This is a genomic window from Pseudomonas sp. AK106 (assembly GCF_053903055.1).
Genome location: NZ_CP096426.1, coordinates 5,053,880 through 5,070,721 on the forward strand (window position 1 = coordinate 5,053,880; position 16,842 = coordinate 5,070,721).

14 protein-coding genes and 1 riboswitch are annotated in these 16,842 nt (G+C 62.1%); of the genes, 6 read left to right on the forward strand and 8 right to left on the reverse strand.

Annotation, left to right across the window (positions count from 1 at the left end; genetic code table 11):
- Positions 1-118: 118 nt before the first annotated feature.
- Positions 119-865 carry an RsiV family protein gene (locus M1E04_RS22245; RefSeq protein WP_296313816.1) on the forward strand — a complete coding sequence of 249 codons (747 nt, stop codon included), beginning with the start codon at positions 119-121 and terminating at the stop codon, positions 863-865.
- On the opposite strand, the gene cytX is transcribed toward M1E04_RS22245, so the two are convergent.
- Entirely contained in the window at positions 834-2,123 is a 1,290-nt protein-coding gene (gene cytX, locus M1E04_RS22250; RefSeq protein WP_456292050.1) for a putative hydroxymethylpyrimidine transporter CytX, read from the reverse strand. The genes M1E04_RS22245 and cytX overlap by 32 nt on opposite strands.
- Positions 2,124-2,236: 113 nt before the next feature.
- Positions 2,237-4,138: a phosphomethylpyrimidine synthase ThiC gene (gene thiC / locus M1E04_RS22255; RefSeq protein ID WP_456292051.1), complete on the reverse strand. Its 1,902-nt coding sequence runs from the start codon at positions 4,136-4,138 to the stop codon at positions 2,237-2,239.
- A 171-nt stretch (positions 4,139-4,309) separates the two neighbouring features.
- A riboswitch (TPP riboswitch) is annotated at positions 4,310-4,414 on the reverse strand.
- Positions 4,415-4,596: 182 nt separating this feature from the next.
- Here thiC and M1E04_RS22260 point away from each other — a divergent pair.
- The gene (locus M1E04_RS22260; protein ID WP_456292052.1) at positions 4,597-6,036 is read left to right on the forward strand and encodes a TolC family outer membrane protein; all 1,440 of its coding nucleotides are present in this window, start codon (positions 4,597-4,599) and stop codon (positions 6,034-6,036) included.
- Between the two features lie 374 nt (positions 6,037-6,410).
- Here M1E04_RS22260 and waaA read toward each other — a convergent pair whose 3' ends face one another.
- Positions 6,411-7,685, reverse strand: a complete 1,275-nt coding sequence (waaA, locus tag M1E04_RS22265; protein WP_456292053.1) for a lipid IV(A) 3-deoxy-D-manno-octulosonic acid transferase — start codon at positions 7,683-7,685, stop codon at positions 6,411-6,413.
- Positions 7,686-7,848: 163 nt separating this feature from the next.
- Between waaA and M1E04_RS22270 the strand changes: the two genes are divergently transcribed.
- From M1E04_RS22270 to M1E04_RS22285, 4 genes are all read left to right on the forward strand, one after another.
- The gene (locus tag M1E04_RS22270) at positions 7,849-8,181 is read left to right on the forward strand and encodes a DMT family transporter (protein WP_456292054.1); all 333 of its coding nucleotides are present in this window, start codon (positions 7,849-7,851) and stop codon (positions 8,179-8,181) included.
- Between the two features lie 63 nt (positions 8,182-8,244).
- Complete coding sequence (locus tag M1E04_RS22275) at positions 8,245-9,420, forward strand: NAD(P)/FAD-dependent oxidoreductase (protein WP_065987836.1); 1,176 nt, start codon at positions 8,245-8,247, stop codon at positions 9,418-9,420.
- Positions 9,417-10,226: an aldo/keto reductase gene (locus tag M1E04_RS22280; protein WP_065987837.1), complete on the forward strand. Its 810-nt coding sequence runs from the start codon at positions 9,417-9,419 to the stop codon at positions 10,224-10,226. Before M1E04_RS22275 ends, M1E04_RS22280 begins: the two co-directional genes overlap by 4 nt.
- Positions 10,227-10,262: 36 nt before the next feature.
- Positions 10,263-11,228, forward strand: a complete 966-nt coding sequence (locus M1E04_RS22285; protein WP_456292055.1) for a metal ABC transporter ATPase — start codon at positions 10,263-10,265, stop codon at positions 11,226-11,228.
- Positions 11,229-11,236: 8 nt separating this feature from the next.
- On the opposite strand, the gene M1E04_RS22290 is transcribed toward M1E04_RS22285, so the two are convergent.
- The 5 genes from M1E04_RS22290 to M1E04_RS22310 form a co-directional block, all read right to left on the reverse strand.
- Positions 11,237-12,049: a hypothetical protein gene (locus tag M1E04_RS22290; protein WP_456292056.1), complete on the reverse strand. Its 813-nt coding sequence runs from the start codon at positions 12,047-12,049 to the stop codon at positions 11,237-11,239.
- Between the two features lie 67 nt (positions 12,050-12,116).
- Positions 12,117-12,827 (reverse strand): hypothetical protein, encoded by a 711-nt coding sequence (locus M1E04_RS22295; protein ID WP_456292057.1) that lies wholly within the window; start codon positions 12,825-12,827, stop codon positions 12,117-12,119.
- Entirely contained in the window at positions 12,827-13,801 is a 975-nt protein-coding gene (locus M1E04_RS22300) for a glycosyltransferase family protein (protein WP_456292058.1), read from the reverse strand. Before M1E04_RS22300 ends, M1E04_RS22295 begins: the two co-directional genes overlap by 1 nt.
- 73 nt (positions 13,802-13,874) lie before the next feature.
- The gene (gene hldE, locus M1E04_RS22305) at positions 13,875-15,299 is read right to left on the reverse strand and encodes a bifunctional D-glycero-beta-D-manno-heptose-7-phosphate kinase/D-glycero-beta-D-manno-heptose 1-phosphate adenylyltransferase HldE (RefSeq protein WP_369319083.1); all 1,425 of its coding nucleotides are present in this window, start codon (positions 15,297-15,299) and stop codon (positions 13,875-13,877) included.
- A 139-nt stretch (positions 15,300-15,438) separates the two neighbouring features.
- A complete protein-coding gene (locus tag M1E04_RS22310; protein ID WP_456292059.1) occupies positions 15,439-16,842 on the reverse strand; it encodes a PIG-L deacetylase family protein in 1,404 nt (467 codons plus the stop codon).

The window sequence follows — 16,842 nt, forward strand, 5'->3', positions numbered from 1 at the left end:
ACTGCCGGGGAAAGCACTCTAATCCGCCCGATGGCGAACTGATTGCGCCACCCACAGTCGAAGGACCTTGCCGTTACCTACCACGTGACGCCCCCTTATGCCGATGCCAAGGATCAACATGTCTTTTCTGAAGATCATTTCACTGGCCTGCGTGGCCCTGATTTTGGGCGCCTGCCAAAGCCTGTTTCAACCCAATCTGCGCAGTCCGCTGACCGTTCAGCGCGACGCCTCCGAGCTGATGAAGCCCGGCTGCACCACCGATGATTGCCCGCTGGTGAACATCGACACCGTGCATTTCCCCGATGAACCGAAACTTGACGAGATCGTCCAGCGCACGCTGCTGCAACTGACCCGCAGCGACAGCGATGGTCCGGTGCCGCCGACGCTGAAGGCGTATCAGGAGCAATACCTGAGCCGCGCGCCGGCGCGCAACAGCAGCTACCTGCAAGCCAAGGTACGTGAGCAGCATGACGGAATCGTGGTCGTGGAGCTGTCCAGCTACGTCGATTCCGGCAGCGGCCAGGGTAATCCGGGCCGCGCGTTCATCAACTATTCTCGCCAGCAGCACCGCGTGCTGACACTCGCGGACATGCTGGTGCCGGGTCAGGAAGCTGCCTTCTGGGACAAGGCCCGCCTCGCTCATCAGGCCTGGCTGATCAGCAGCAAGCTGGACAAGGACACCGAGTTCCAGAACATGTGGGCATTCAAGCAAACTTCCAACATTGCTCTGACGTACGGTGCGGTAATCCTCAAGTACCCGGTGACAACCATCGCCCCCTACGCCATGGGCCACATCGAGCTGAAGATTCCGTATCCGCAGTTGAACGGCATCGTTAAGCCTGAGCTGTTTCCTGGCCGGAGCTGATCGCTTTACTAAGTACCAGCTGCAGCATGCCGGCGACAACGAGCGCGGGCAGCGTCGCGCCGATGTCCGGATACAGATTCGCCAGCAGATGATAGGTGCCGATCCCGCCGATCCACGCGATTAACGTCATCCAGCGCAGGCCCGTCGTCGCGATGCCGTGACGACGGCGGCGCAGGATGAAGTGATCCACCAGTACCACGCCGAACAGTGGCGCGAACACCGAAGCGATCATCAGCAGGAAGTTCTGGTATTGGGCGAGTGGCGCAAAGCAGGCGATCAGTGTGCAGATTATGCCGATCGCCAGCGACAGGTGTTCGACTTTGGCCTTGAGCAGAATCCCGCTCGATACCGCGGCGCTGTGAATGTCGGCAAACGCGTTTTCCGACTCATCCAGCAGGATAAGCAGCAACGGAATGCCCATCCCCGCGCCCGCCAGCGCCAGCAGCAGCGCGTTGGCTTCACCACTTGGCGCGAAGGCCAGGGTGTACGCCACGCCAAGGGACATCAGCCAGAAATTGCCGATGAAGAAGCCCAGCGCTGTGCCACCGAACACACCGGTGGCGCGCTTGCCGAACCGTGAGTAGTCCGCAATCAGCGGCAGCCACGACAGCGGCATGGCGATGGCAATGTCGAAGCCGACGGCAAATGGCATCGAATTGTCGCCCGCGCGTGACCACAGCGCCGTCAAATCAGCCTTGCTGAACAAGTTGAAGGTCAGCCAGGCGCACGCCGCCAAGAGCAGCCAGATGCCCCATTTGCGCAGGATCTGCCGGACGAAGGCCAACGGACCGCTCACGGCGAGCAAGGTCGCGAGGGCGCCGAACACGAAGGTCCAGAGCATCGGACTCGCCCAAAGGCTCCCTTCGGAGAAAGCGCCCGCGCCCAGCAGGCTGGCGGCGTCGCGCATGACGATGATTTCAAACGAGCCCCAGCCCACCAGTTGCAGCAGATTGAGAATCGCCGGAACGCCTGCTCCCTTGCTGCCCAGGCTGAGCTTGAGCGCCGCCATCGACGACAGCCCGGTGTCACTGCCAACGACGCCAACAGCAGCGAGCAGCAAGACGCCGACCAGCGTGCCGAGGAGAATCGCCAGCATCGAGCCGGACATGCCCAGCCCCGGCGCCAGCAATGCGCCGGTTTGCAGGACCATGAGGCCGATGCCGAGGGAAAACCACAGAGAGAATAGATCGCGCCCGCCAAAAACCCGCTTGGCGGCGGGTACAGGGGCGTCGGGGGAATAGGTGCCGGGTGTGTTCACTTTTGTGTCTCGCTGAAGAGCCGTTATGAGCTGCAAGCCGCAAGCCGCAAGAGAAGATCAAACGCGGGCCTGCTTTTCCTTGCAGCTTGTGACTTGCCGCTTGCCGCTTGCCACTAAACCTTCTTATAAAGCTGACTGCCTTCCTGCCTGAACCGCGCCGCCTGCTCGCGCATGCCTTCGTCCACCGACACGTCCACCGCGCTGATCTTCTGGTTGGCGGCGTACTCACGCACTTCCTGGGTGATCTTCATCGAGCAGAATTTCGGCCCGCACATGGAGCAGAAATGCGCGACCTTCGCCGAGTCTTTCGGCAGCGTCTCGTCGTGATAGGCGCGCGCGGTATCCGGGTCCAGCCCGAGGTTGAACTGGTCTTCCCAGCGGAATTCAAAACGCGCCTTGCTCAGGGCGTTGTCACGAATCTGCGCACCGGGATGCCCCTTCGCAAGATCCGCGGCATGGGCAGCGATCTTGTAGGTAATGATCCCGGTCTTCACGTCGTCCTTGTTCGGCAACCCCAAGTGTTCCTTGGGCGTGACGTAGCACAGCATCGCGCAGCCGAACCAGCCGATCATGGCCGCGCCGATGCCCGACGTGATGTGGTCGTAACCCGGTGCAATGTCGGTGGTCAGTGGGCCGAGGGTGTAGAACGGCGCCTCGTCGCAGCACTCCAGCTGCTTGTCCATGTTCTCCTTGATCAACTGCATCGGCACGTGGCCAGGGCCTTCGATCATGCATTGCACGTCGTGTTTCCAGGCGATCTTGGTCAGTTCGCCGAGTGTCTCCAGCTCACCGAACTGCGCCTCGTCGTTGGCGTCGGCAATCGACCCCGGGCGCAGGCCGTCACCCAGGGAGAAGCTGACGTCGTAGGCCTTCATGATTTCGCAGATGTCGTCGAAGTGGGTGTAAAGGAAGTTTTCCTTGTGATGGGCCAGGCACCATTTGGCCATGATCGAGCCGCCACGGCTGACGATCCCGGTCACGCGCTTGGCGGTCAGCGGCACGTAGCGCAGCAGTACACCGGCGTGAATAGTGAAATAGTCCACGCCCTGCTCCGCCTGCTCGATCAGCGTGTCACGGAACAGCTCCCAGGTCAGGTCTTCGGCGGCGCCACCGACTTTTTCCAGCGCCTGATAAATCGGCACGGTGCCGATGGGCACGGGCGAATTGCGAATGATCCACTCGCGGGTCTCATGAATATGCTTGCCGGTGGACAGGTCCATGACCGTGTCCGACCCCCACCGAATCCCCCAAGTCAGTTTCGCCACTTCCTCTTCGATGGACGAGCCCAGCGCGCTGTTGCCGATGTTGCCGTTGATCTTCACCAGAAAGTTGCGCCCGATGATCATCGGTTCCAGCTCAACGTGGTTGATGTTGGCCGGAATGATCGCGCGACCGCGGGCGATTTCCTCGCGCACGAACTCGGGGGTGATCTCTTTCGGAATGCTCGCACCGAAGCTCTGGCCTGGGTGCTGCTGGGTGAGCAGGCCGGCGGCGCGGGCTTCCTGCAGCTTCATGTTTTCGCGGATGGCGACGTATTCCATCTCGGCGGTGATGATGCCCTGACGCGCGTAGTGCATCTGGCTGACGTTAGCTCCCGACTTTGCCCGACGCGGATTGCGCACGTGGGCGAAACGAAGCCTGGTCAGCTCGGCATCGGCCAAGCGCTGCTGGCCGAAGTTCGAGGTTAGTCCCGGCAGGCGTTCGGTGTCGGCGCGGGACTCGATCCATGCCGAACGCACGTCGGCCAGGCCTTTGCGCACGTCGATGATGACGTTGGGGTCGGTATAAGGGCCGGAGGTGTCGTACACACAGACCGGCGCGTTGATCTCGCCGCCGCTGTCTGTTCCGGAGAAGCCGGTGGGCGTAACGTCCAGGCTGATCTCGCGCATGGGCACACGGATGTCCGGACGCGAGCCCTGGACGTAGATTTTCTGCGAGCGGGTAAACGGTTGAACCGACCCCGAATCGACTTGGGCGGATTCACTCAGATTGGCGTTTTTTAGTGTTGTACTCATCACGGGCTCTCCAGACATCATCCAGCGGCGGAATGAATTGTCGGAGCTTGAGCCTGATGAACACGGACGGATGCACCCTGAGACGACATGGATGCTGAGAATCGAAGAGGCGCGGACTGTTCAGAAATTGAACAAAGACGACCCCGGACGACGCTCAAGAGGACTCGCCGGGAGACGAGAAATCTTGTTCCCTACGCAGGCGCTAACCTGATCAGGTTCAACGGGATCCGGATTATCCGATCTCAGCCTCATATCAAGGCACCCCGACAAGAACGGCGTCAGTCTAGTCGCGGCGCAGGCCAAACGCCAAGCGCGGAATTCAAACGCGCGTTAAATGGCTGATTTGCCCGATTGTTGTCCCTACCCTCTGGAACTACACTCGCTACGCGGCGCCAAAGCCATCTGGATCGGACGCAACGTCAATGTCTTCATACCGCTTGAATTACTAGGGAATGTCTATGCTGCGCAAATTTTCACTGGCCATTGCCGTGTCGTGTGCTTCGAGTGCGATGGCCGGGGCAGCAGACGTGCCGCTGCCAACCAGGACCGGGTTGGTCAGCGTGTATCAGGAAGCGGTGAACAACAACGCTGATCTCGCGGCGGCTCGCGCCAGCTATGACGCGCAGAAGGAAATCGTGCCTCAGGCTCGCGCCGGCCTGCTGCCGAACATCTCCGGTGGTGCTGACATCAATGACACCCGCACATCGATTGACCAACCCTCCGCCGTCATCAGCCGCAGCGGAACGGTCTATCGCGCGACCCTGAGTCAGCCGATCTTCCGTGCCGACCGCTGGTTCCAGCTCAAGGCTGCGAAGGACGTCAACGAGCAGGCCATCCTGCAGCTCTCGGCCACCGAGCAAAACCTGATTCTGCAAAGCGCCGAAGACTACTTTGCGGTGCTTCGCGCACAGGACAATCTCGCCTCGACCAAGGCAGAGGAAGCGGCGCTCAAGCGCCAGCTCGATCAGGCCAATGAACGCTTCGATGTCGGTCTGTCGGACAAGACCGACGTGCTTCAGGCGCAAGCCAGCTACGACACCGCACGCGCTGCGCGGATCGTCGCCAAACGCCAGGTCGATGACGCGTTTCAGGCGCTGATCACCCTGACCAACCGCGATTACAACTCCATCGAAGGCATCGTGCACACCCTGCCTGTGCTCGCACCTACGCCCAACGACGCGAAAGCCTGGGTCGACACCGCGACGCAGCAGAACCTGAATCTGCTGGCCAGCAACTACGCCGTCAGCGCCGCTGAAGAAACCCTGCGTCAACGCAAGGCAGGCCACGCGCCTACCGTCGATGCGGTAGCGCAGTACGAGAAAGGCGACAACGACCCGCTGGGCTTCACCAACCCCAATTACACCGGCCAGAGTTTCCACGGCAGCGTCGAGCAACGCACCATCGGCCTGCAGGTGAACATCCCGATCTACAGCGGCGGGCTGACCAGTTCTCAAGTCCGCGAGGCCTATGCCCGCCTCGGCCAGAGCGAACAACAGCGCGAAGGTCTGCGCCGCCAGGTGGTGGAAAACACCCGAAACCTGCACCGCGCGGTGAACACCGATGTCGAGCAGGTGCAGGCGCGCAAACAGTCGATCATCTCCAACCAGAGCGCGCTGGAGGCCACGGAAATCGGCTATCAGGTGGGTACGCGCAACATCGTCGACGTGCTGGATGCACAGCGCCAGTTGTATGCATCGGTGCGCGATTACAACAACACCCGCTACGACTACATCCTCGACAACCTGCGTCTGAAGCAGGCAGCCGGCACGCTGAGCCCCGGGGATCTGCGGGATCTGTCGCGCTTCCTGAAGGCCGATTACAACCCTGACAAAGACTTCCTGCCGCCTGATCTGGCGAAAGAAGCGGCGAAGAACTTCGAACGGCCGACGGAGCGGTGAGCGGCTTCACTGAAAGGATGTAATGCATTGAAACGGGAATCACTGCGCTTGATTCGTAGTCAGTGACCTGTGCCCTGAAACCGCGCAGTAGCGTGGTGAATGACGTACTTGTGGGAGTGAGCTTGCTCACGAAGACGATATTCCAGCCGCTGAAGATTTGGCGGATGTACCTGCCTCTTCCCGAGCAAGGTGGAGCGCCACCCCGGTCGGTCCCACAGGTACTCAGTCAGCAGGCAGAGCTGCGGAGTTGGCCAGCTTTACTAGTCGGATTGGTGGCGCCCTGACACTCCGATGCCGTGCGGTAACTAGCGCGCCTGTGGGAGTGACCGGGGTGGCGCTCCACCTTGCTCACGAAGGCGGCATTTCAGGCGCAATCAGCCCAACAACCGCCCAATCCCATCCAGCAACCTCTGCAACGCACCTTGATTAGCCTTCATCACGGCCAATCCGGCATCGGCCATTGCCTTTGCTTTCTGAGGATGGTCGATCAAATCACGTACCGTTGCGGCCAATGCAGCTGCGTCAGTCACTTCCTCCAACGCGCCGGCGTTACGCAACATCGCGGCGATTTCGAGGAAGTTGAACAGGTGCGGGCCGCTGAGAACGGGCTTATCCAGCGCCGCAGGCTCCAGCAGGTTATGGCCGCCGTTGGGCACGAGGCTGCCGCCGACGAAGGCGATGTCCGCCGCGGCATACAGAAACAGCAACTCGCCCATGGTGTCGCCCACCAGAACCGACGTTTCCGGCGTCACCGCCTCGGCCGTGGACCGACGAACGCTGGCAAACCCCTGCTGCTGGCTCAGCTCAAACACGCTGTTGAACCGCTCGGGGTGACGGGGCACAAGGATCAACAGCGCATCGGCATGGGTTTCCATCAACGTGCGATGGGCCGCCAACACCACCTCGTCTTCGCCCGCATGGGTACTGGCGGCAATCCAGACCGGACGCTGCAGGGTCTGCCATTGCTCACGCTGCTGAACGGCACGCTCAAGCAATTGCGGATCGATGGTCAGGTCAAACTTGATCGAGCCTGTCACCGTGACGCATTCGGGCCGAGCGCCCAGGTCACGAAAACGCTGGGCCTCGGTTTCGGTCTGTACGGCAAACAGGCTCATCTCGGCGAGCATCGGCCGAGTCAGCCCGGCGAAGCGTCCGTAGCCACGGGCGGAACGCTCTGACAACCGCGCATTCGCCAGCACCGTCGGAATGCCGCGCTTCGCACACTGATGAATGTGATTGGGCCACAGCTCGGTTTCCATGATCACGCCGATCTTCGGCTGGATGTGATCGAGAAAGCGCCCGGCGGCCCACGGAAAGTCATAGGGTAGATAGCAATGCTGGACGCGCGGCTCGTGGGCGAACAGCGACTGAATGCGCTCCGAGCCGGTCGGCGTCATGCAGGTGATGGTGATGGCCAATTGCGGATAGCGAGCCAGCAACGCGCGAATCATCGGCGCGGCGGCAATGCTCTCGCCCACCGACACCGCATGCACCCATATCCCGCCACGCTGCATGGCAGGCAGCCCCAAAGCGAAGCGCTCACCGACCCGTTGCGCGTAGGCCGGAGCCTTGCGCGAACGCAGCCACAGGCGCAGGGCGATCAAGGGGAGGCCGAGGTGGAACAGGATGCTGTAGAGGGTTCTATTCATGGGCGCGGAGTTTATCAGCCAATTGCTGTCAGATTTCCATCGAGCTTCGCACATATCATGCCCGGCGCATTTCGCCAGACGCCACCCCGCCAGCCCGAAAGGCGCCGGTTGTTCCATGCCGGGTAAGCCGCTTTAATGACGGCCATCGAAAAGGAGTAACACCATGCCTGCGTACTACCTGCTGGCCATCGCCATCTGTGCCGAGGTCATCGGCACCGTGTCCATGAAAGCCGTCAAAGGCCTGAGCACGCCGATCCCGCTGCTGCTGGTGATCGTCGGTTACGGCATTGCGTTCTGGATGCTCACGCTGGTGGTGCGCACCATCCCGGTTGGCGTGGCATACGCCGTGTGGGCGGGCATGGGCATCGTCATGGTCAGCATCGCCGCGCTGTTTATTTATGGGCAGAAACTGGATCTGCCTGCCATTGCCGGCATGGGTCTGATCGTCACAGGCGTTGTGGTCATCCAGCTGTTCTCGAAGACGGCCGGTCATTAAGGGGGTTACTGAAAACAGCCTTCCCCTATAATGCCGGCATTCGTTTCGCCATTTGAGGTGCCCATGTCATCTGCTATTTCCACTGACGTCCTGATTGTCGGCGCGGGCGTTGCCGGTCTCTGGCTCAACGCGCGACTGCGGCATCAGGGCTTTTCGACGGTGGTGGTGGAAAAGGCCAGCCTGGGTGGCGGCCAGACACTCAAATCCCAGGGGATCATTCACGGCGGCGCCAAATACGCCCTGCACGGCGCGCTGTCCGGCGCTTCCGAAGCGATCGCCGACATGCCCCGCCGCTGGCGCGAAGCGCTGGAAGGCAAAGGCGAGCTGAACCTGTCGGGCGTGCGCCTGCTGTCGGAAGCCCACTACCTGTGGTCGCCCGGCACCATCGCCGGCAATCTCACCAGTTTCTTCGCCAGCAAGGCCGTGCGCGGGCGCGTCGATCAGGTCAAGGGCAGCGACCTGCCGCCTGCGCTTCAGGATCCGCGCTTCAAAGGCAAGGTGTACCGCCTGGCCGAGCTGGTCATCGACATCCCCAGCCTGGTGAAAAAACTGACGGAGCTGGCGGGCGACAGCCTGCTGGCGGGTCAGGACATCGAGCCGCTGCGGGTTGATGGCGAACTGGTCGGACTGCGCGTCGACGGCCGCGACATCCACGCCCAGCGGGTGGTGCTCAGCGCCGGTGAAGGCATGGCTGATCTGCTCAAGGCGCTGAACGTGAGCCAGCCGGCCATGCAACGCCGGCCGCTGCACATGGTGCTGGTCAAAGGCCCGACGCTTAAACCGCTGTACGCCCATTGCCTGGGTGGCGGGCCGAAACCAAGGATCACGGTGACGACGCATCCGGCGGCCGACGGTCAGTGGGTCTGGTACCTGGGCGGCGACATTGCCGAGGCCGAAGGCGTTGCCCGCAACCCCGCCGAGCAGATCGCCGCCGCAAAAAAAGAACTCGGGAATCTGCTGCCGTGGGTCGACCTCAGTCAGGCGCAGTTCGCCACCCTGCGCGTGGACCGCGCCGAGCCGCAGCAAAGCGGTCTGGTTCGCCCCGACAACGCCTTTCTCGACGTGCAAGGCCGCTTGCTGGTTGGCTGGCCGACCAAGCTGGCGCTGGCTCCCGACTTCGCCGATCGCGTACTGGCCTCGTTGTCCCGGGATGACATTCACCCCACCCCACAACCGCCGCACACCGACTTCCCCAAGCCGCCCCTCGCCATGCCTGTCTGGGATCAACTGCTGCCATGAAGACCCTGCACGATCTGCATCGACCGCTCGGCACCCTCGGCATCAACGTTTCCCCCCTGGGGCTGGGCACGGTGAAGCTGGGCCGCGATCAGGGCGTCAAATACCCCAATGGCTTCACGATTCCCGACGACGGCGAAGCGCAGATGCTGCTGAAGCTGGCGCGGGATCTGGGCATCAACCTGATCGACACCGCCCCGGCCTACGGTCGCAGCGAAGAGCGCCTCGGCCCGCTGCTGCGCGGGCAACGCCAGGACTGGGTGATCGTCAGCAAGGTGGGTGAGGAATTTGAAGCCGGCCAGTCTCGGCACGATTTCAGCGCCGAACATACGCGGCTGTCGGTGGAACGCAGCCTGCAGCGCCTGGAAACGGATTTCATCGACTTGGTGCTGGTGCATTCCGACGGCAACGACCTGCACGTGCTCAACGAATGCGCCGTGTATCAGACCCTGGCCGAGCTCAAGCGCGAAGGCAAGATTCGCGGCTTCGGCTTCTCCGGCAAGACCGTCGAGGGCGGGTTGCTGGCCTTGCAGGGCGGCGACTGCGCGATGGTCACGTACAACCTCAACGAACAGGGCGAACAGCCGGTCCTCGACTACGCTGCTGCACACGGCAAAGGGGTGCTGGTCAAAAAAGCACTGGCCAGCGGGCACGTTTGCCTGAGCCCCGGTGTCGATCCTGTGCGTGCCAGTTTCGAGTTGCTGTTTGAACATCCCGGCGTTACCGGTGCTATCGTCGGCACCATCAACCCGCTGCATCTGGCCCATAACGTGGCAACCGCCGCTGCCGTGATCCGTCGTCAGCCCTGAGACGCACGGCCGACCCCAACGCAAGAAGGAGCCGATATGCCGCGAACCCTGATCCGAAAGAACCCCAGTAACTTCAAGACCCTGCCGATATTCGTCGAAGCCACCCCGGAAGGCCTGACCTACCAGAGCGTCGGGATGCCGCTGAATTTCACCCAGACCCTGGCGCGGCGTCGCAAGATCGACGTAGAGGACAGCGAACGGTTTTCCACCGAGCTGGCCAATCTCGGCGTCTCGGTGCGTCTGACTCTGCGCTGGCAGAACCGCGATTACTGGGTGCTGGTTCGCCAGCGCCGTCAGGACCGTGGCGATGTGGTGCTCAAGCTGATCTCCGGCTACGTTCCCGCCCACGAGCTCAACCTGCCGTTGCACACCGCGGTGCAGGAAGTCGCTGAGGAATGCCTGATCGAGACGCCCCAAGGCTGGCTCGGCGGACGCTTCAATGAAACCTGGCTGCCTGCGCCCTACGCGGCAGCGCTGCATTACCGCGAAGCGATGCCTTTTCGCCTCACACCGCTTTCCGGGGCGGCACGCCCTGTACGTTGCGGCAGCCTGACCCTGATCGAGCGGCCCCGCGCTTATGTGCATTTACCGACCGCCTCGTTGCAGCTGATTTACGACATGCGCCTGGAAGTGCCGAAAGAGGCTCGACCGCTGAGCCTGTTTCACGTCGATGAAAGCCTGGAAAACAACGAGCTGGTGGCACGCCTCAATCGCAGCAAACCGGATCTCTACCTGATGCCACTGGAAAACGGCTCGCCCTTGCCCGAGCTGTACACCCTGAAGAACGACAAGCTTTCGCCTGCCGGTAGGCGGGGTCTTTATCTGGCCGAGAGCTTCGCTCCGCAAGAAGGCTGGGTGGTGCGCGAGGAGCGGATTCGCTGGAAGGACTGGCTGGTGCAGCAGGGCATGACGCCGAAGAAGAAGCCCAAGTCAGGGCTGACCAAGCTGCGCATCAAGGCGCGGCGCCTGGTCAGGCTGGTTCGCAGCGGCCTGCACAAGTAAGCCGCCGCTCAGCTCTTCTCGGCAAGGTGTTTGTCACGCCAGGTGCGCAGCCGGGCGAAGAAGTGGAAATAGCGGTTTTCGCGTTTGCCCATCCCGCGCTTCGGTGAGAACGACTCATCGGCGAAGGCGCCGGTGATGCGCACACGCGAGGCGGTCGTTGGCAGTGTGCACACCCGGGCATCCGCCTTGAGCAGCGCGTACTTGAGCAAGCGCTCCGAGTGCAGTTTGCGGCCTGTCGCTTCGCAGAATTCAAAGATGCGTTCGATCCGCTTGCCGTAGGCCCGGTAAACATCGCGGCCGCAAATGGAGAAACGATCATTCAGCCCGCCCCACCACTGCCAGTCCGGGATATAGGCGTTCAGCCGCCGGGCCTGCGGCGAATGAAAGACATAACCCGGCAGCGGCGAATGGAAGAAGTTGTCCGGACGCACAAACACCACGAAGTCCGGATCGAACGACTCCATCATGCCCGTGACCGTGTGCAGGGAGTTGAGCTGATAGATCAGGTTTCGCAGGGAAACGTGCTCGTCGCCCCAGGTGTCTCCCATCGCCTTGACCCGTTCGAAATCCCAGCGATCGAGCACGCCGTCGGTGGATTCGAGAACCCCCGTCATCGACTGGAAAACGTCGTAGTTCTGCGCCTTCAGCTCGCCCTTCTCCGCCGAGCGCTGGTTGTGCACTTCGTCGATCTTGTAGAGGTGGTAAAAGCATTTGACGTTGCTGCCCTTCGGCAACTGGCCAAGGACATTTTCCTCAATGGAAGGAAAACAGATTTCCGAGTTGCGCGGGATACCAAAAAACGCGACCGCAATGTTCAGCACTGACAAACTCTCCGGGATCAATGGCGATGCGCCTGGACACGCGCGCGCAAGCGGCGGACGGGGTCGTTCATTTACTAAATAGCAGCTTGCGCCACCAGCTTCGGGGCTTGAGGGCGATCACCTCGACGTCGGCGCCCAGGAGCCAGTGGCGCTCATAGTCCCAGGCGTGGCCGCCCCAGAGCTTGCCGGCTTCATTGGAAAAACCCAGGGTCAAAAGTCTGTAGCGATAACCGGCATGGGGGCGTAGCCAGTCGAGCAGCACCAGCACGTTGAATCCTGTGGAGGGCCCGACGAAGCGCTTGCCGTTGGGGCGATCAACCGGATAGTGCTCAGCCAGTGCCGGCAACGGAATGCGGTCCCAATAGAGCGCAACGTCAGGCAGCGGGCACAGATGCACGGCGCAGCCCACCAACAGTGTGAAGCAGCGTGACCCCGGTTGGGCGGCGAGTTTTTGTACTTCAGCGGTTGCGGGGAGTCCGAAGAAATAACAGTCCGGCGCATTGAAGCCATGCACAAACAGGTTGACGCTTTCTGGCTTCAGCAGAGCGGCCTTGATGCACAGATTGAAGCTGACCACCACATCGTCGGCGCCCACGCCCAAGGCATCGAAGTCCGCCTGGGTGATGGCAGGGTTGTTGGCGATGAGGATGACCCGTGCAGCGTTTGCCAGGCACTGGCGCAGTGCAGCGGGAAGTGCGCCGATCACGTCCTGATCGGCGCCCGGCAATACAGGGGGTACAAGGGGCGCGGCGCTGTCGTGTTCTGACGGCAGCGTCATCAGGCCGGCACCTGCATGCCATGGCGCAACTTGACCCAGGCACGGGTCAGCGCGGATGGACGCCGCCACGGGCGCATTGGCCGCTGAATTTCATCGGCCAGATCGCGGCCCACGCGGGCAAAGGCATAGCGTTCTTCGGCGAATCTTTGCCCTTCGCCCGCGATGCGCGCGGCAAGCTCGGGGTCGCTCTGCAGCAGGCGGATCTTCTCGACGGCTTCGTCTTCGGAGCGGTAGAACATGACGTTGCGCCCCTCTTCGAAGCCCAGCAGATCGTCCTCTTCACCCTGACTCCACGCGAGGAGCACGCAACCGCAAGCCATGGCTTCGAAATTCTTGATCATGAACTCGCCCATGCCGATGTCGGCGCTGACGAAAATCCTGATGCGATTAAGGGTTTCCAGGTATTCGGCGCCGGAGGCCGTGCGGGTCACCAGCATGCCGGCGCGCTGCGCGAGGTTTTCCACCAGCTGCTTGCGCTGGGAATACTCGCGGCTCTTCAGACTGCCAAGGAAGCCCACCGGAATGTCCCGGGGCTGCCCGAGATTGCGCAGCATTTCCTGGTCATAGCCCTTGGACACGAATACCGCATCAATGCCTTCGCCGCGCATACGCCGCGCCACCACCGCGCCCGACAGCAGCGCGCGACTCCACGGCAGTTGCCGGTACAGGCGCGAGTACATCCCGTGGTATTTGCTCGCGCTCATGTAATTCTGGTAAGCATCGTGCTCAAGAAAGATCAGCCCCGGGATGCACTTGAGCACCGCGCGCTGGCGAGCAAGCCGTTTGACCCGGGAGAAGATCACCACCCGGTCGTAGCTCTGATAGTCGACCGAGGCCAGAAACGGCCCAAGATTCAGCTGCTGTTGCTTGCTCAGGCGAAAGATGACGCAGTCGTCACACCGCTGCCGTACGGTTTCGTACAAGCCGTCCAGTATGACGCGCTGTTCATCCATCACCAGTAACATGACTTTCATACGTTCATATACCGAACTGCGAATACAAAAATGGCAGCGGCAAGGGGTGCCACTCTGCGCTGCGGGCGTCGGATCAGTCCTGACTGCGGATCTTGTCGACGATGGCTGTCGTTGAACTGTTGGCGACCAGCCCCAGCACTTTCACGGTGCCGCCATAAGAGGCGACGATGTCAGCGCCGACGACCTGATCAACCGAGTAGTCCCCGCCCTTCACCAGCACGTCCGGATGGACATGGGACAGAAGGTTTTCCGGGGTGCCTTCCGGGAAGCTGATCACCCAGTCCACCGCGCCCAGACCTGCCAGCACGGCCATGCGTCGATCAACGCTGTTGATCGGGCGGCCCGGGCCTTTCAGGCGACTCACCGACGCATCGTCGTTGACCGCCACGATCAGCCGATCGCCCTGCGCGCGGGCTTGTTCCAGGTAGGTGACATGGCCGGCGTGGAGAATGTCGAAGCAGCCGTTGGTGAAGACGATGGTTTCGTTGTGGGCGCGGGCGTCGTCAATGGCCAGCAGCAACTGATCGAGGGTCAGCACGCCTCGCTCGGAACCTTCGGCGCGCTGGATGGCGCGACGCAACTCGGGCGCACTGATCGCGGCGGTGCCCAGCTTGCCTACGACGATGCCCGCCGCAAGGTTCGCCAGCGCGACCGCGTGCGGCAACTCCTCACCCGATGCAATGGCTGCTGCCAGTGTGGAAATCACCGTATCGCCGGCGCCGGTCACGTCGAAGACTTCCCGCGCACGGGCCGGCAGGTGCAGCGTCGGTTGGTCCGGGCGCAGCAGGGTCATGCCGTGCTCGCCACGAGTGACCAGCAACGCACCCAGATCGAGGTCTTTCATCAACGCTGCGCCTTTGGCGACCAGCTCTGCCTCGTCGATACAATGGCCGACGATGGCTTCAAATTCACTGAGGTTGGGCGTGATCAGGCTGGCGCCACGGTAGATGGCAAAGTCTTTGCCCTTCGGGTCGGCCAGCACGGGAATGCCACGGTCCCGAGCTGCCTTGATCAGGACTTGATGGTTCTTCAGCGCGCCCTTGCCGTAGTCGGACAGGACCAACACTTTGACGCCGTCGAGCAAGGCGTCGACCTCGCGGCTCAGGGCCTCGGGATCGGTGGCAAAGGGTTCTTCGAAGTCGATACGCAGGAGCTGCTGGTGCCGGCTCATGACGCGCAATTTGACGATGGTGGGCTGGTGGGCGATGCGTTGGAAGCAGGCGACGACGCCAGCGGCCTTGAGGCTGTTGCTCAGGCTGTCAGCGGCTTCGTCGGTACCGGTGACGCCGACCAGTGACGCCTTGGCGCCCAGCGCTGCGATGTTCAACGCCACGTTGGCAGCACCGCCCGGACGGTCTTCGATCTGGTCGACTTTGACCACCGGCACCGGCGCTTCAGGGGAGATTCTGGAAGTGCCACCGTGCCAGTAGCGGTCGAGCATGACATCGCCGACAACTAACACTTGAGCCTGATCAAAACGCGGCATGGACAACTTCATCGAACAACCCGTGGCAGAAATGGACAAGGACGGAATCTTAGCACAGCGATCAGCGCTGGCTGGCCGGTTGGCCTCGAATCCCGTAGTGCTTCAAACGGCGCTTCAAATGGCGCCTTTAATGGTGCATCGGCTGGTGCAGTCAAGGACGCGGAAAGCGGCGAACCCAGAACACCTCATGCCGGCGAACAGCCTTGCGGAAGAATTCGTCGTCTCCCGTCAGCGGCCATTCGCGGCCGGCCAGCCAGCGTTGAATCTGCCGACGCAGGCGCTTCTTCAGGGGTGGTGGTCCCTGCAGGTCATGCTGCATCGCCAGAGCCATGGCTTTATCAAGTTGCACGTCCGCACTGAGCGACGTACTCCAGAGCTGATCAACCGACGGCGCTTCAACGAACGGCGGCAGCGCCACGCCTTTCCCGGCCAGACCCATGGGCCAGCGATCGTTGTCGTGCAGGTGATTGGCATAGAACAGCGCCACATCAGGCGTGTGCGCGCTTCTGCTCACCGCCTCATATAACGCTTGAGTCGTGGCGATGTGGTCGGCGTGGGGGTCGAGTTCAGGGTGCGGCATGACAATGACGTCCGGTCGATGCGCGTCGAGCAACGCTGCAAGATCGGCAACAAGATTGTTCCAGGTCGGCGCGCCGTCCCGATCCCCTGGCAACGGCGAAGGATTGTGCTGCCGCGCGCTGCGGATGTCGGTTTCTGAAGAGTCGCGAGAGCCAAACGGCTGATCCGGCGACTGGGCCATGGCCGGCAGTTGCAGGCAGTAGTAGCCCAACTGCACGCACTGGCTCTGGGGCACACCGCCCCACAACGGAATCGCCAGGCTGTCCCACGTGCGCAGGCGACCCTTGAGCCGCGCGGCATCGGCGCGGTTCAGCCCCAGTCGTTCATAGCGTTCGGCCTCGATCTCGCCCTGAGTCACCGTGACGATGCTGCATTCGGCGGCCTGGCTGTACAGGCCAAACGCTGCCAGTTCGGCATCGTCGGCGTGGGGCGCGAGGATCATCAACCGTTGCTGGCGGTAATCCGGGTTGCTCAGCACGTACAAACGGGCGGCATTGCCGATGCGACAGAACCCGCCCTTGAGGCGCAACGTGCTGTCAGCAACGACGTCGCGCTGACCGGTGAGGTTCACGTAGCGACGCCCGGCGAAACCCCGTTCGAAATCCTGGCGGTCGTCGCCGGCCACCACGTAAGGGTCCAGCCAGCGACCCAGCCAGCTGCTGCGCAGATCGAGCTCCAGCAGCAGCGTTTCGCCCTCGGCCAATGGCTCGCTCAGTTGCAGCATGCCGTTGACGACGGAGACAGCCTGCGACTGGGCCGCGTCGGGAAACTGATAGCGGTAGTCGCTCTTGGGCGAATAAAACAGATGGTCGGAGAACCAGGCTTCGTGGGCCACCCAGGCAGCAACGATCAGCAACGGCACCAGCCACCACGCGACCCCGATACCAATGCCGATCAGCAGCACCAGACCGATGATCAGCGCCAGACGCTTGTTGCGCCGATGTCGTTTCAGAAGCTGCTGCTTGCGCCCGGACAT

Excerpts from the sequence above, each read along its gene's own strand:
- hldE (WP_369319083.1), bottom strand. The coding sequence starts at position 15,299 with ATGAAGTTGTCCATGCCGCGTTTTGATCAGGCTCAAGTGTTAGTTGTC.
- M1E04_RS22285 (WP_456292055.1), top strand. The coding sequence starts at position 10,263 with ATGCCGCGAACCCTGATCCGAAAGAACCCCAGTAACTTCAAGACCCTG.
- M1E04_RS22270 (WP_456292054.1), top strand. The coding sequence starts at position 7,849 with ATGCCTGCGTACTACCTGCTGGCCATCGCCATCTGTGCCGAGGTCATC.
- M1E04_RS22310 (WP_456292059.1), bottom strand. The coding sequence starts at position 16,842 with ATGTCCGGGCGCAAGCAGCAGCTTCTGAAACGACATCGGCGCAACAAG.
- M1E04_RS22300 (WP_456292058.1), bottom strand. The coding sequence starts at position 13,801 with ATGAAAGTCATGTTACTGGTGATGGATGAACAGCGCGTCATACTGGAC.
- M1E04_RS22295 (WP_456292057.1), bottom strand. The coding sequence starts at position 12,827 with ATGACGCTGCCGTCAGAACACGACAGCGCCGCGCCCCTTGTACCCCCT.
- thiC (WP_456292051.1), bottom strand. The coding sequence starts at position 4,138 with ATGAGTACAACACTAAAAAACGCCAATCTGAGTGAATCCGCCCAAGTC.
- M1E04_RS22275 (WP_065987836.1), top strand. The coding sequence starts at position 8,245 with ATGTCATCTGCTATTTCCACTGACGTCCTGATTGTCGGCGCGGGCGTT.
- M1E04_RS22245 (WP_296313816.1), top strand. The coding sequence starts at position 119 with ATGTCTTTTCTGAAGATCATTTCACTGGCCTGCGTGGCCCTGATTTTG.
- waaA (WP_456292053.1), bottom strand. The coding sequence starts at position 7,685 with ATGAATAGAACCCTCTACAGCATCCTGTTCCACCTCGGCCTCCCCTTG.
- M1E04_RS22260 (WP_456292052.1), top strand. The coding sequence starts at position 4,597 with ATGCTGCGCAAATTTTCACTGGCCATTGCCGTGTCGTGTGCTTCGAGT.
- M1E04_RS22280 (WP_065987837.1), top strand. The coding sequence starts at position 9,417 with ATGAAGACCCTGCACGATCTGCATCGACCGCTCGGCACCCTCGGCATC.